Below are 14062 nucleotides of genomic sequence, written 5' to 3'. Positions count from 1 at the left end.
GGCCCTCATGGCTGACCAATACGATCTTCTCGTCATCGGCGCCGGTCCCGGCGGCTATGTCGCTGCCATTCGTGGCGCGCAGCTGGGCATGAAAGTTGCCATCGTCGAGCGCGAGCACATGGCGGGCATCTGCTCGAACTGGGGCTGTATCCCGACCAAGGCGCTGCTGCGTTCGGCTGAAATTTACGGCCATATGGGCCATGCCAAGGATTATGGGCTGACCGCTGAAAAGTTCGGCTTCGATCTCGACGGCATCGTCAAGCGTTCGCGCGCCATTGCGGCGCAAATGAACAATGGCGTGCAGTTCCTGATGAAGAAGAACAAGATCGACATCATCTGGGGCGAGGCGACGATCACCAAGCCCGGTGAGATCAAGGTTGCCGCTTCCAAGAAGCAGGTCGTTCAGCCGCAGGGCCCCGTGCCGAAGAATGCGCTCGGCGAAGGCACCTACAAGGCCAAGAACATCATCATCGCGACTGGTGCGCGTCCGCGCGTGCTGCCGGGCATCGAACCCGATGGCGACAAGATCTGGACCTATTTCGAAGCGCTGAAGCCGACCGAAATGCCGAAGTCGCTTGTGGTCATGGGCTCGGGCGCCATCGGCATCGAATTCGCCTCGTTCTACCGTTCGTTTGGTGCCGAAGTGACGGTGATCGAACTGCTGCCGCAAATCCTGCCAGTGGAGGACGCCGAGATTTCCGGGCTTGCGCGCAAGCGCCTCGAAAAGCGCGGCATCAAGTTCATGACGGAAGCCAAGGTCGCCAAGGTTGAAAAGACCGGTAATGGCGTCGTTGCCCATGTCGAGACCAAGGATGGCAAGACGCAGCAGATCGCTGGCGACAAGCTGATCTCGGCTGTTGGCGTCATGTGCAATATCGAAGGCCTCGGCCTTGAAACGGTCGGCGTGAAGACCGAGCGCGGCGCTATCGTCATCGACCATTATGGCGCGACCAATGTCGCGGGCATCTGGGCCATTGGCGACGTCGCCGGCCCGCCGATGCTGGCGCACAAGGCCGAGCATGAAGCCGTCATCACGGTCGAAAAGATCGCAGGCCTCAAGGTGCATGGCCTCGACAAGACCAAGGTACCGGGTTGCACCTATTGCGAACCGCAGGTGGCGAGCGTCGGCCTGACCGAAGCCAAGGCCAAGGAGGCCGGGCGCGAGATCAAGGTTGGGCGTTTCCCCTTCGTGGGAAATGGCAAGGCGATTGCGCTTGGTGAGCCCGACGGTCTCGTGAAGACCATATTCGACGCCAAGACCGGCGAACTCCTGGGCGCCCATATGGTAGGCGCGGAAGTCACTGAACTGATCCAGGGCTTCGTTGTGGCCATGAACCTCGAAACCACCGAAGAAGACCTGATGCACACCATCTTCCCGCATCCCACGCTCAGCGAGACGATGAAGGAAAGCGTGCTTGATGCATATGGTCGCGCCCTGAACATCTGACCCAGGTTGTTCGTTGGTCCAGGGAGAGCCCGGGCAGATTCACTCCGTCCGGCAATCAGGAACGCACAACCAAAGGAGTTTTCCACATGGTCAAGGCAATCCAGATCGGTCTGGGACACTGGGGATTTAGCTGGTCCAAGGAAGTTATCCCCAAAGTTCCCACTGTCGAGATGGTGGGCTATGTGGATACGAATCCCGAGGCGACGCAGCGGGTTCAGGCCGACTTGGGTATCGATCCCAAGTTGTGCTTTTCCAGCCTGGAGGATGCTGCCAAGCACAGCGACGCAACGCTGGCGCTTTGCACTCTACGAACCGAGGCACATTACCCCGTGGTCAAGCGCTGCCTCGAGCTGGGCTACAATGTCCTTGTCGAAAAGCCTTTCACGACCACGATCGCACAGGGCAAGGAACTGGTCGCGCTTGCCAAGGCGCAGGACAGGGTGCTGATGGTCAGCCAGAACTACCGCCACCAGCCAGCACCAATCGCGGCGGCGGACCTGGTGGCCGAGGGCAAGTTCGGTGCCTTCAACATGGTGTCTGTCGATTTCCGCCGACACGGCCCCAGCCAGGGGTATCGCTATTGGGACATGCCGGATCCACTGCTTGCCGACATGTCGATCCACCATTTCGATCTCATGCGTTTCGTTCTGGGAGACGAGCCGGTTCGGCTGTCCTGCCGCACGTGGAACCCGCCCGGCAGCCCCTTCCGCTTCGATCCAAGTGGCGTGGCCACCATCGAATTTTCCAAGGGCACGGTGGTTTCCTACCGCGCCAGTTGGCTCAATTCCGGACTGGTCACACCTTGGGCAGGGGAGTGGGTCATGGATGGTGCGGAAGGCCAGATCGCCTGGTCATCACGTGACCATTTCCGCGACAAGAAGGGCCCAGACGTTCTCAATCTGCTGCCGCTCGATGGCAAGCCGGAAAAGGTCAAACTCAGGGATGTCAAATTCCCTGATCGGACTGGAACGTTGAATGCTATCGCGGAAGTTCTTGACACCGGCGCTGTGCCGAGGGGCTTCTCGTCGGGTGCGGACAACCTTGGTTCGCTGGCGCTGGTGCAAGGAACGATCCTGTCAGCTTCGCGAGGGGGCGATTGGGTGGAGCTGAACGAGATACTCGGCTAGCGACCGTGCATGGCTGCCAATCATTGAGAAGGCCGGGTTGAACCGGTCCTCCAAGGGAGCGATATAGGGCTAACTCTTTGTGGTCGTGTGTCGGAGTGGCGAACCAGTTCCTGTTTCGCCTCAAACGCCCGGCCCCAGTCAGGACGAAAATGGTCACGCTCATCGACACTGCGGCCCGGCCGCGCCATCCGGAGAAAGCCAATCGGCCGGACAGCATCGTGCTGCGCAAGCCCGATTGGATCCGGGTGAAGGCCCCGGGTTCGCCGGTCTACAACGAAACGCGCAAGATCGTGCGCGAGAATAACCTCGTTACGGTCTGCGAGGAAGCTGGTTGCCCCAATATCGGCGAGTGCTGGAGCAAGAAGCACGCGACCATGATGATCATGGGTGAGATCTGCACCCGCGCATGCGCCTTCTGCAATGTGCGGACGGGCCTGCCGACCGCACTCGACCCCAATGAGCCGGAAAACGTCGCCAAAGCCGTGTCCAAGCTTGGACTTGAACATGTGGTGATAACTTCGGTCGATCGTGACGATCTCGCCGATGGCGGTGCGCAGCATTTTGCTGACGTTATTCGTGCCATCCGCGCGGCAACGCCCAAGACCACGATCGAAATCCTGACACCGGACTTCCTGCGCAAGGAGGGGGCGCTTGAAATCGTCGTGGCGGCCAAGCCCGACGTCTTCAACCACAACCTGGAAACCGTGCCATCCAAATATCTCAAGGTGCGGCCCGGCGCGCGCTATTTTCATTCGATCCGCCTGTTGCAGCGGGTCAAGGAACTTGATCCCAGTATTTTCACCAAGTCCGGCATCATGGTGGGACTGGGTGAGGAGCGGAACGAAGTGCTCCAGCTCATGGACGATTTGCGCTCTGCGGAGGTCGACTTCCTGACAATCGGCCAATACCTTCAGCCAACCAAGAAGCATTATCCCCTGCAGCGGTTCGTGACGCCTGAAGAGTTCAAGTCCTATGCGACCGTTGCGACCTCGAAAGGTTTCCTTCTGGTTTCGTCCAGCCCGCTGACCCGGTCGTCGCACCACGCCGGCGAGGACTTCGCCCGGCTTAGGGACAATCGGATGGCAAAGCTCGGCCACTGACATGAAGCGCTTCTATGAGCGGCATGTGCCGCATGTTCCCGAGCGCATGTTCGCCATCGTTTCGGGCCTGAACGATTACCCGCGATTCGTGCCGAACTGCCAAGCCATGCAGGTCCGACCGGACCCGGCTGCCGACGGCGAAGATGTGCGCCTGGCGCGCATGACGATCTCGTTCGGGCCGATCACCCAGGCCTATACAAGCCGGGTTACTCTCGATCCGGTCGCCCGGACCATTCGCGCCAAGGCGGTCGATGGGCCTTTCGCCTATCTCGACTCCGTATGGAGCTTCAAGCCGGAGGGGCAGGGGACGCGCGTCAGGTTCGAAATCGACTTCAAAATTTCCAACCCGCTCATCGCGGCTGTCGCCGAGCCGGCTTTTGCGGCGAAGCAGGAAGAGATCATGCGGGCATTTTGCGAAGAGGCCGACCGGCGCTTCGGGATATGAATGCGTGACATAGCCGGTTTGGCGCACGCTCTCATCGGAGAGGTTGGAGAGCTCCCACCACACATTCACGGAGACATGTCGGCTTGAGCGTGCCCGCCGGTGACTACTCGTTTGTCGGGTCGCTGGTCAGCACCTGCAGGACCAGGTCGAGCGCAGCATCTACGGTCGCCCTCCGAATTTCGTCTCGGCCGAGGTCGCCGAACCGATGCTCGATGACTACGGTCGCCAATTCGGACGACACGGCGACGTAGACAAGACCCACCGGTTTTTTCTCGCTGCCGCCGTCGGGACCGGCAATACCGGTCACCGCCACAGCATAGTCGACGCGGGCCGTGTTGCGGGCGCCATCTGCCATGGCGCGAGCAACCTGATTGCTGACCGCGCCATAGTCGCGGATCAGGCGTGGTTGAACCTGAATCATGCGGGACTTTGCCGAATTGGCGTAGGTTACATAGCCGCCATAGATGGCCGCCGATGCGCCGGGGATGTCTGTCAGCGCGGAAGCAATCATGCCGCCTGTGCAACTTTCCGCAGTCACCAGGGTCTGGTTTCGCTCAGCAAGGATGTCGATGATTTGCTTGCCGGCGGCAGGTCTGATCTTGCCGGCCATCATCTGCTCCTGGGCACTTCGACGCTGGCGCTTGCCATGGACACGATACCTTCCTCCCGCCCAATGAAACCGAGCTTTTCGTTCGTCGTCGCCTTAACAGCCACGCGGTCGGCGGTGATACCGAGGGTCTCGGCGATCACCGCGCACATGGCTGGGACGTGAGCTGCGATCCTCGGCGCTTCCGCGACAATTGTCACGTCCAGATTGACGATGCGCGCACCTCGTTCCTCAACAAGCTTGCCGGCATGGCGGAGGAAGACCGTGGAGGCCGCGCCCTTCCACTGCATGTCGCTTGGCGGAAAGTGCGTCCCGATATCGCCTTCGCCAATAGCGCCCAGAATGGCGTCGGTGAGAGCGTGCAGCGCGACGTCGGCGTCAGAATGTCCCTGTAGCTTGGCCGAATGCGGAATTTTCACCCCGCACAGCCAGACAGCGTCGCCCTCCGCGAATGGGTGAACATCATAGCCAGTGCCGATACGGGTCTCGAATCCTTCGCCTGACATGAGAATGCGCTCCGCCCGCTGGAAATCTTCTGGATGGGTGATCTTGATATTGTCGCGCTCGCCCTCAACCATGGAGACCCGGAGACCGGCCCATTCCGCGATCTCTGCGTCATCGGTGAATTCGCGGCGAACATTGGTTGCGCGCATGTGCGCCGAGAATATCTGGCCGAACCGGAAACCCTGAGGCGTCTGCGCAGCGAAAAGCTGACGGCGATCTTCCGTCTTCGCGATCTCAGTGCCATCGAGCGAGCGTTTGATCGTGTCCGTAACAGCCAGGGTCGGAAGGGCGCCGTCGTAACCGTCAAGACCAGCGATGACCCGGCCGATCAGATGCCTGGTGACGAATGGTCTGGCAGCATCGTGGATAAGCACGCGATCCGGACGTTGCGGTGCCAGGACCTTCAAGCCTTCGAGAACGGATAACTGTCTCGTCGGGCCTCCCGCTACGGAGGGCATGAGCCGATCATGCGCCAATTCGAGTGCGGCATAGCGGTCGACATGGTCCGGATGGATGACTACGAGAACCGACGAGATCGTTTCGACCGAAAGGAATGCAGTCACGGTGCGGGACAAAACCGCTTGGCCATCGACTACCCGGTACTGCTTGGGCGTAGCGTCCTCAACGGATCCAGCGCGCTCGCCTTTTCCGGCAGCGACGATGATGACGGCAGTGGTTTTAGGAGACATGTCGCAAGCACTTCGAAGCGGATACCGTCAACAAGCTGATGGTCTAGCGTCGGAGCCGCCATGCGGCAAGAGCAGGGCTGCCCTCCGCAGTCGTCGCGTCCAGAAGCGGTTGCGCATAGGCCTGAAATGATTATTGTGCAGGCACTATGGTGGAATTGAACATTTCTGGGGCAATTGAGTGACGGCTACTGCCTCCGCATTGAGCATCGGCGGTCATTCCGTTCGCAATCCGGCCTTCCTTGCGCCAATGGCGGGTATCACTGACCGACCGTTTCGCGAAATCGCCGAGCGCTTTGGCGCAGGTCTTGTCGTCTCGGAAATGGTTGCCAGCTCCGCGCTCACCACAGGCCACGAGGGAATGGTGCGAAAGCTTTCGCGCGCCGGCACCCTGCCGCATGCGGTTCAGCTTGCCGGTTGCGAACCCAGGTGGATGGCCGAGGGCGCAAGGATCGCAGAAGCTGCGGGCGCCGATATCATCGACATCAATTTTGGTTGTCCTGCCAAGCGCGTGACCAACGGTTACGCAGGATCCGCGCTCATGCGCGTCCCTCACCAGGCCCTCGAAATCGTCGAGGCGGTGGTGGGCGCAACGAACAAGCCGGTAACGGTCAAGATGCGTCTTGGGTGGGACGACGATAGCCTCAATGCACCACAGATCGCCCGGCTTGCCGTCGATGCAGGTGCACAGATGATCACTGTGCACGGTCGCACGCGGCAACAGTTCTACAAGGGCAGCGCGCGCTGGGAGCCTGTCCGGCGGGTCGTCGAGGCCGTAGATGTTCCCGTAGTTGTCAATGGCGACATCGTCGATCTGGAGACGGCCCGCCTTGCCCTCGAACAGTCCGGCGCGGCGGCCGTCATGCTTGGACGGGGCGCGCAGGGTCAACCCTGGCGGGTTGGGCAGATCGGCGCGGGGCTCAGCGGAGAGGATGCACCGGCTGCGCCCTGCGGACAGGCACTGGTGAACCTTATCCAGCAGCACTACGAGGACATGCTGATCGACTATGGGCGTGAAGTTGGCTTGCGCGCCGCGCGCAAGCATCTGGACTGGTATGCCGAGGCTGCTGGGCTCGAGCTCGACAAGCCGACCCGCAAGGCTCTGCTCGACAATGATGATACCAAGGCCGTGCTGTCGATGATCGGCACGCTGTTTTCCGGTGAATGGAGGAGTGCGGCGTGACGCATGCCGTTGTGATGGACGTGGATAGCCTACCGGCGCGCGCCGTGCTGCAGGCACTACCGCAACCTATTCTGGTGCTGGACGAGGCACGCGGAATTCAGTTCGTGAACTATGCCGCCGAAGCCTTTTTTGGCGCTTCCCTGAGCGTATTGACTCGGCAGCGCCTCGACGACCTCATTGCCTTTGGCTCCCCCATTATTTCGCTGGTGGAGACCGTCGCACAGCGCCGCGCACCCATGACGGAGTATCGCGTGCGGGTCGGTTCGTCGCGTTTCGGAGATGAGCGTATCGCTGATGTCTTCGCCAGCCCGATTTCGGATACCGATGGGCGTGTGGCGGTGCTGATCCAGGAACGCACCATGGCCGACAAGATCGACCGCCAGATGGTTTCGCGCGGCGCGGCGCGGTCGGTGACGGGGCTCGCGTCCATGCTGGCTCATGAGATCAAGAATCCGCTGTCCGGGATTCGTGGTGCAGCGCAGCTCCTCGAACAGTCCATTGCCGCCGATGAAGTGCCGCTTGCCCGTTTGATCCGCGAGGAGACCGATCGGATCGTCGGGCTGATCGACCGGGTTGAAGTGTTCGGTGATGAGCGCCCGCTCGAGCGTGAACCAATCAATATCCACGTGGTGCTGGACCGCGTGAAGCTGCTCGCCCGCAATGGGGTGGCGCGGGGCATTACTTTCTATGAAGAGTACGATCCGTCGCTGCCCCCGGTGCTCGGCAATCGCGATCAACTGATCCAGATCTTTCTCAATCTCATCAAGAACGCTTCTGAAGCGCTTGAACGAACACAGAAACCCGAAATTCGCCTGACCACAGCCTTTCGTCCAGGCATCCGCATCAGCGTCGCCGGCGTCGCTGAACGCATCTCGCTGCCGCTCGAGATTGTCATCGAGGACAATGGGCCCGGCGTGCCGCCCGATATCCTCCCATTCCTGTTCGATCCATTCGTTACGACCAAAACCAATGGTTCCGGGCTTGGCCTTGCACTCGTTGCCAAGATCGTGGGCGATCACGGCGGTGTCATTGATTGCGATAGCCGCCCTGGACGGACGCGTTTCCGCATCCTGCTGCCCGTAGCCAGCGGGGCTTTCCAGACTCCTGCCGACGCCGAAGAGGGTTCTGCCAAATGAGCCATGTCGTTCTGCTTGCCGATGACGATGCCGCCATTCGCATGGTGCTCAATCAGGCCCTGACCCGGGCCGGCTATGAAGTTCGACCCACTGGCAACATCTCGACGATGTGGAACTGGGTCAGCCGCGGCGAAGGTGACATCCTCATCACCGACGTTGCCATGCCTGACGGCAATGCTTTCGAGGTGATGCCCAAGATCAAGAAGCTGCGGCCCGAGCTGCCGATGATCGTCATGAGTGCGCAGAACACTTTCATGACGGCCATCCGCGCCTCGGAGGTAGGGGCGTACGAGTATCTGCCCAAGCCGTTCGACATCACCGAAGTGCTCTCGGTGGTCGCCCGGGCCCTGGCGGATGCAAAAAAGCCGACCAATGCAGAACGCAAGGCCGAAGAGCCTGGCGAAACCATGCCCTTGGTCGGCCGCTCGACGGCAATGCAGGATATCTATCGCGCCCTTGCGCGCCTGATGCAGACCGACCTCACGGTGATGATCACTGGAGAAAGCGGGACGGGCAAGGAACTGGTAGCGCGCGCGCTGCATGACTTCGGCAAGCGCAGAAATGGCCCCTTCGTGGCGATCAACATGGCCGCCATCCCGCGCGATCTCATCGAGGCCGAGCTGTTCGGCCACGAGAAGGGCGCGTTTACCGGTGCGAACACCCGCTCTTCGGGGCGGTTTGAGCAGGCCGAAGGCGGTACGCTGTTCCTCGACGAAATCGGCGACATGCCGATGGACGCCCAGACCCGCCTCCTTCGCGTGCTTCAGGAGGGTGAATATACGATGGTCGGGGGGCGCAACGCCATCAAGACCAATGTGCGCATCGTGGCCGCGACCCACCGCGACCTCAGCCAGATGATCAGGCAGGGCCTGTTCCGCGAAGACCTTTATTATCGCTTGAACGTGGTTCCGATCCGCCTGCCGCCCCTGCGGGAGCGCATCGATGATATCACGGACCTGGTTCAACACTTTCTGCGTCTCGCGCAACGTGAGGGCGAGCCGTCCAAGACGATTTCTGCAGACGCGATCCGGCTGATGCAGAACTACAATTGGCCTGGCAACATACGTGAACTCGAAAACCTCGTTCGACGCCTGTCAGCGCTTTACGCCGACGAGCAGATTTCGGCGGAAATCGTCCAGAATGAGCTCAACATCGTGGACCGACCGTCAGTCGGTGCCGCTGCCGGTCCAATGGACATCTCGATGGCCGTCGAGACGCATGTGGGGCAGATTCTGCGTGAACACGAACCCAATCTCCCGCCAAACGGCATGTATCAACGCGTCATCGACAAGGTTGAGGCGCCGTTGATCGCGATGGCCCTCAACGCCTGTGGGGGCAACCAGATCAAGGCAGCGGACCTGCTTGGGCTTAACCGGAACACATTGCGCAAGAAGATCCGGACGCACTCTATCGAGATCGTGAAGCACAGCCGGCGCAATTGACGATGCCTGGCTTCTGACGCCACAGCTCGTCCAACTGATGCGCCTGAGCTATGCGCGTGGCCGCTTGCAGGGCCAAGCGCTGCCAGTGTCACATTTTGGCAACAATTCTCTTGAAGGGTCAGGAGAATTGGGTCAGGCTTCGCATTCCTGTCAGCGCCGCTCTAATTGGAGGGCAGTCAAGGAGCGCCCAGGCGCGTTCACCTAAGGCGGGAAGCGAAGGAAACTGGACGACTTATGACCGAACTGGTCACAACCAGCCACGACAAACAGGTGACCGGCAGCCCGGGCTCGGGAAGGGTGCGTCTTCTGTTCGCAAATATGGGGCAGAACCGGGCACTTCGGGTGCTGGGTTTCGTAGTCGTGTTTGCGTCCGTGTTGATGTCGTCCCTGTCCTTTCTGATCCTGTCGGGCATTACGCCGATCGAGCCGTCACCGACCATGTGGACGGTCATCTGGATGGTGACGGGTCTGCTCGTACTTCTGGTCCTGGCCTTGGTGGTAACAGAGGCAGTGCTGCTCTATCAGGCGCGGCTTCGTGGGGAGCCGGGTGCAGGGCTGCAGGTGCGCATGGTGGCGATGTTCGCCTTCGTTGCGGCCGTTCCTGCGGCGCTTGTGGCCGTCGTTGCAACGGTTGCTCTCAATCAGGGGCTCGACCAATGGTTTTCGGAGCGAACACGAGCGATCGTGGAAAGCTCACGCCTTGTTGCACGTTCCTATATGCTCGAGCATGCGCAGGTGCTGCGTGACGACATCATCTGGGTGGCCAACGAGCTCGAGCAGGCGCGCGCGACGTATCAGAACGAGCCCGAGCGCTTCGAGCGAATCCTGACAGCCCTGGCCGTCACACGATCGTTGCCATTCACATCGCTGATCGACCGTTCCGGCGAAACACTCATGCGCGCGCAGATCAACGTCGCCGGTTCGTTTCCCAAGCTTCCCGCCGGCGTGACTGATGGTGTGGTGGAGGGCATTCCGACGCCGATCGCTCCCGGCGCGACACAATTCGTGGGATCGGTGATCAAGCTGCGCGGCTATGACGAAACCTATCTCTTCGTCGCTCGACCGGTGGATGCGGAAGTCCTCGAATACACGCGTCTGACCGACGAGAACATCACGGAATACCGGCAGTATGCCTCAAGCCGGCTCGTGCTGCAGATCACCTTTACTATCATGTATGTCGGGCTCGCCGTGGTGCTGCTCCTGGCGGCGCTATGGGTGGGCATCGCGCTCGCCAACAGGTTTGTCGACCCCATTCGAAACCTCATGATCGCGTCACGGCGGGTCAGTGCGGGCGATCTGGACGTGCAGGTGCCGGTGCAGGAGGGCAGGGGCGATCTCAGAGACCTCTCCAACGGTTTCAACAGCATGACGCAGCAGCTCAAGACACAGCGCCTCGACCTGCTCAAGGCGAATGAAGTCAACGAAAAGCGGCGGCAGTTCACCGAGGCTGTGGTGGAAGGCGTGTCGGCTGGAATTATCGGTCTCGATCCATTTGGGGCCATCACTCTAGTGAACGCCCGCGCCTGCGAGATGCTGAAGCGCACGGAAATCGAGCTGATGGGCGAGCCGATGGAAGGGATCATGCCCGAGATCAGCCAGACGCTCGAAAAGGCACGCTCCGCCCGACGCGGCCAGGTGCGCGACCAGATCCAACTCGGCAATGAAACCGACCGTCGCATCTATCAGGTGCAGCTCACCCGCGAAGGTTCGATAACCGAATCAAAGGGATATGTACTCACCTTCGACGACATTACCGATCTTGAATCGGCGCAGCGGACGAGCGCCTGGGCGGACGTGGCTCGCCGGATCGCGCACGAGATCAAAAATCCTCTGACCCCTATCCAGCTTTCCGCGGAACGCTTGCGGCGTCGCTACGGCAACAAGCTGGAAGACGACAGGGATGTATTCGACAAATGCATCAACACGATCGTGCGCCAAGTTGGCGACATCGGCAGAATGGTCGACGAATTTTCGGCTTTCGCAAGAATGCCCGAATCCGCGCCCGAGACCGGAGATCTAAGCGATACCATCCGCCAAGCCGTGTTTTTGGAGAGCGTCCGTCTGCCCGAAGTCAATATCGTCACGCTCCTGCCCGAAGACGCGATCATTGCGTGGTTCGACGGGCGCCTCGTGTCCCAATCGCTCACCAACCTCATCAAGAACGCCGTGGAGGCCTTTGAGGGGCTTTCGCTCAACAGCGAGTGGCAGCCGACGATCACGGTTGAAGCGCATCTCGAAGGCAATCATGCCCGGGTTTCGGTGTCCGACAACGGCAAGGGCTGGCCCTCGGAAAATCGTCAGAGGCTGCTCGAGCCGTACATGACGACACGAGAGAAGGGGACCGGTCTTGGCCTCGCCATTGTTGCGCGCATTATCGAGCAGCATGGTGGTATCGTAGAACTGGTGGACGCCGATCCCGATCCGCAGGGCCGGGTGGGCGCATGCGTGACCTTCACGCTTCCTTTGCATTCCCCTGCAATGACCTCAAAACCAACCGAAACCGAATACGCCGATAATCGTCCCGCCCAAGAGGAGGAGCCGCAATTTTCTGCGGTTGTGCATAAATAAATGGCTCTAGACATTCTGATCATCGACGACGAGGACGATATCCGCGACCTGATCGCCGGAATTCTCGAGGACGAGGGTTACGAAGCCCGTCAGGCGCATGATGCCGATAGCGGGCTCAACGAAATCGCACGGCGCCGTCCGAGCCTGGTATTTCTCGATATCTGGATGCAGGGATCGCGCCTCGACGGGCTTCAGTTGCTGGATGTGTTCCAGAGCCAGCATCCGGACATGCCTGTCGTCATGATTTCGGGTCACGGCAATGTAGAAACCGCGGTGTCGGCGATCCGGCGGGGTGCCTACGACTATATCGAAAAACCGTTCAAGATCGATCGACTGCTGCATGTGACGCAACGTGCCATCGAGGCGACGCGGCTGCGGAACGAGGTCGCCGAACTCAAGGAAAGATCGCCCAGCAAGAGCGCCGAGATGGTCGGTACTTCGCCAGCTTTGCAGCAAATCCGCGGAATCATCGACAAGTCGGCACCGACCAATTCGCGCATCTTCATCTCGGGTCCGTCAGGTGCCGGCAAAGGGCTCGTGGCGCGGCAAATCCATCAGCGCAGTCCGCGGTCTAGTGCGCCGTTCATCGAGATAAACGCCTCTCTTTACGCACCTGATGAAGTTCAGGTCGTACTATTCGGTCGGGAAGCGCGAGACAAGTCAGGTTTGCTCAAGGTTGAAGTCGGCGCGCTCGAGCGAGCCCACGGCGGAACGCTCTACCTGTCCGAAGTGACGACGCTTCCCCAGCAGGTACAGACCACACTGTTGCGGACGCTGGTCGAGAACCGTTTCAACCGCGTTGGCGGGACACAGGCAGTGCCGATCGACGTCCGGATCATTTCTTCAAGTTCGCAGAATGTATCCGCCCAGGTGGATGCCGGCGAATTCCGCTCCGACCTCTTCCACAGACTGTCCATTGTTCCGCTTCCCATCACGCCTTTGCGCGAGCGGCGCGAGGACGTGCCACCGCTGGTCAGCGTGTTCATTGATCAGGTCTGCCGGATGCATAATCTGCAGCGGTTGAGCATTGGCGAAGACGCCATGGCGGTGCTTCAGGCACAAGAGTGGCCAGGCAATGCCAGGCAGCTTCGCAATTCGCTCGAGAGACTGCTGATCCTGATGAAGGACCAGCAGCCGGAGAATGGCCTTATCACTGCGACGATGCTTCCCTCCGATATCGGCGAGGTGCTACCGACCGTGGGGGATACGGACTCATCGGCACATCTGATGAGCCTGCCGCTAAGGGATGCCAGAGAAGTGTTCGAGCGCCAGTATCTGCTGGCTCAGATTGAGCGGTTTGGAGGCAATATCTCCAAGACAGCTGAGTTCGTCGGGATGGAGCGAAGTGCCCTCCACCGCAAGATCAAGTCGCTGGGTCTCTGAAAATGCTATGAAAATGCCGCGCTGCCATGCAACGACGGCGGTAGGCAGTCAGCGACTTCTGTGCCATAGTGCTTTACATATGATAATTCGGATCCAGGGGCTGGGCGGCAGTCCTTCGAGGTCCGGCCGCAAGTTAATGCGGAAACAACAGCGACAATAAAGCCGCGATAACGAGGCCTAAATGCCCAGCGAGAAGCAACAAAACCTCCAGGACTCCTTTCTCAATCACGTGCGCAAGCAGAAGGTGCCCGTCACCATATTTCTGGTGAACGGCGTGAAGCTACAGGGTGTGATCACCTGGTTCGATAATTTCTGCCTGTTGCTGCGCCGGGACGCGCAGTCGCAACTGGTCTACAAGCACGCCATTTCGACCATCATGCCTGGTGCGCCGATCCAATTGTTCGATCCCGAGCAGAACCACGACCACGACTGAC

12 protein-coding genes are annotated in these 14062 nt (G+C 60.2%); 10 read left to right on the top strand and 2 right to left on the bottom strand.

Annotation, left to right across the window (positions count from 1 at the left end; all coding sequences use genetic code 11):
- Positions 1-7 precede the first annotated feature (7 nt).
- The 4 genes from lpdA to CCK88_RS05190 all read left to right on the top strand — a co-directional run bounded on the left by lpdA (position 8) and on the right by CCK88_RS05190 (position 4119).
- On the top strand, positions 8-1447 hold the full coding sequence (gene lpdA, locus CCK88_RS05205) for a dihydrolipoyl dehydrogenase (RefSeq protein WP_086469431.1): 1440 nt from the start codon (positions 8-10) through the stop codon (positions 1445-1447).
- A gap of 86 nt (positions 1448-1533) precedes the next feature.
- Positions 1534-2574, top strand: coding sequence for a Gfo/Idh/MocA family oxidoreductase (locus tag CCK88_RS05200; protein WP_086469430.1), 1041 nt, complete (start codon positions 1534-1536; stop codon positions 2572-2574).
- 149 nt (positions 2575-2723) lie between these two features.
- Positions 2724-3674: a lipoyl synthase gene (lipA, locus tag CCK88_RS05195; RefSeq protein ID WP_086469429.1), complete on the top strand. Its 951-nt coding sequence runs from the start codon at positions 2724-2726 to the stop codon at positions 3672-3674.
- Position 3675: 1 nt separating this feature from the next.
- The gene (locus CCK88_RS05190) at positions 3676-4119 is read left to right on the top strand and encodes a type II toxin-antitoxin system RatA family toxin (protein ID WP_086469428.1); all 444 of its coding nucleotides are present in this window, start codon (positions 3676-3678) and stop codon (positions 4117-4119) included.
- A gap of 103 nt (positions 4120-4222) precedes the next feature.
- Here the strand turns inward: CCK88_RS05190 and CCK88_RS05185 are convergent, their stop codons facing one another.
- Together CCK88_RS05185 and CCK88_RS05180 are read right to left on the bottom strand one after the other, a co-directional pair.
- The gene (locus CCK88_RS05185) at positions 4223-4729 is read right to left on the bottom strand and encodes a CinA family protein (protein ID WP_086470824.1); all 507 of its coding nucleotides are present in this window, start codon (positions 4727-4729) and stop codon (positions 4223-4225) included.
- Positions 4729-5919 (bottom strand): bifunctional 2-C-methyl-D-erythritol 4-phosphate cytidylyltransferase/2-C-methyl-D-erythritol 2,4-cyclodiphosphate synthase, encoded by a 1191-nt coding sequence (locus CCK88_RS05180; protein ID WP_086469427.1) that lies wholly within the window; start codon positions 5917-5919, stop codon positions 4729-4731. Before CCK88_RS05180 ends, CCK88_RS05185 begins: the two co-directional genes overlap by 1 nt.
- Before the next feature lie 178 nt (positions 5920-6097).
- Here CCK88_RS05180 and dusB point away from each other — a divergent pair, with 178 nt between their 5' ends.
- The 6 genes from dusB (at position 6098) to hfq (ending at position 14061) form a co-directional block, all read left to right on the top strand.
- Entirely contained in the window at positions 6098-7099 is a 1002-nt protein-coding gene (gene dusB / locus CCK88_RS05175; protein WP_086469426.1) for a tRNA dihydrouridine synthase DusB, read from the top strand.
- A gap of 14 nt (positions 7100-7113) precedes the next feature.
- Positions 7114-8235, top strand: a complete 1122-nt coding sequence (locus CCK88_RS05170) for a two-component system sensor histidine kinase NtrB (protein ID WP_210189935.1) — start codon at positions 7114-7116, stop codon at positions 8233-8235.
- Positions 8232-9677, top strand: coding sequence for a nitrogen regulation protein NR(I) (gene ntrC, locus CCK88_RS05165; protein ID WP_086469424.1), 1446 nt, complete (start codon positions 8232-8234; stop codon positions 9675-9677). The genes CCK88_RS05170 and ntrC overlap by 4 nt, the downstream gene beginning before the upstream one ends.
- A 234-nt stretch (positions 9678-9911) precedes the next feature.
- Complete coding sequence (locus CCK88_RS05160) at positions 9912-12245, top strand: sensor histidine kinase (RefSeq protein ID WP_086469423.1); 2334 nt, start codon at positions 9912-9914, stop codon at positions 12243-12245.
- Positions 12246-13628: a nitrogen assimilation response regulator NtrX gene (ntrX, locus tag CCK88_RS05155; RefSeq protein ID WP_086469422.1), complete on the top strand. Its 1383-nt coding sequence runs from the start codon at positions 12246-12248 to the stop codon at positions 13626-13628. It abuts the gene before it with no gap.
- Between the two features lie 181 nt (positions 13629-13809).
- Complete coding sequence (gene hfq, locus CCK88_RS05150; protein WP_086469421.1) at positions 13810-14061, top strand: RNA chaperone Hfq; 252 nt, start codon at positions 13810-13812, stop codon at positions 14059-14061.
- The last annotated feature ends 1 nt before the right edge of the window (position 14062 follow it).

This window comes from Devosia lucknowensis (assembly GCF_900177655.1).
Lineage (GTDB): Bacteria > Pseudomonadota > Alphaproteobacteria > Rhizobiales > Devosiaceae > Devosia > Devosia lucknowensis.
This window is presented reverse-complemented; position numbering and strand designations above follow the sequence as displayed.

Excerpts from the sequence above, each read along its gene's own strand:
- lpdA (WP_086469431.1), top strand. The coding sequence starts at position 8 with ATGGCTGACCAATACGATCTTCTCGTCATCGGCGCCGGTCCCGGCGGC.
- CCK88_RS05200 (WP_086469430.1), top strand. The coding sequence starts at position 1,534 with ATGGTCAAGGCAATCCAGATCGGTCTGGGACACTGGGGATTTAGCTGG.
- lipA (WP_086469429.1), top strand. The coding sequence starts at position 2,724 with ATGGTCACGCTCATCGACACTGCGGCCCGGCCGCGCCATCCGGAGAAA.
- CCK88_RS05190 (WP_086469428.1), top strand. The coding sequence starts at position 3,676 with ATGAAGCGCTTCTATGAGCGGCATGTGCCGCATGTTCCCGAGCGCATG.
- CCK88_RS05185 (WP_086470824.1), bottom strand. The coding sequence starts at position 4,729 with ATGGCCGGCAAGATCAGACCTGCCGCCGGCAAGCAAATCATCGACATC.
- CCK88_RS05180 (WP_086469427.1), bottom strand. The coding sequence starts at position 5,919 with ATGTCTCCTAAAACCACTGCCGTCATCATCGTCGCTGCCGGAAAAGGC.
- CCK88_RS05170 (WP_210189935.1), top strand. The coding sequence starts at position 7,114 with ATGGACGTGGATAGCCTACCGGCGCGCGCCGTGCTGCAGGCACTACCG.
- ntrC (WP_086469424.1), top strand. The coding sequence starts at position 8,232 with ATGAGCCATGTCGTTCTGCTTGCCGATGACGATGCCGCCATTCGCATG.
- CCK88_RS05160 (WP_086469423.1), top strand. The coding sequence starts at position 9,912 with ATGACCGAACTGGTCACAACCAGCCACGACAAACAGGTGACCGGCAGC.
- ntrX (WP_086469422.1), top strand. The coding sequence starts at position 12,246 with ATGGCTCTAGACATTCTGATCATCGACGACGAGGACGATATCCGCGAC.
- hfq (WP_086469421.1), top strand. The coding sequence starts at position 13,810 with ATGCCCAGCGAGAAGCAACAAAACCTCCAGGACTCCTTTCTCAATCAC.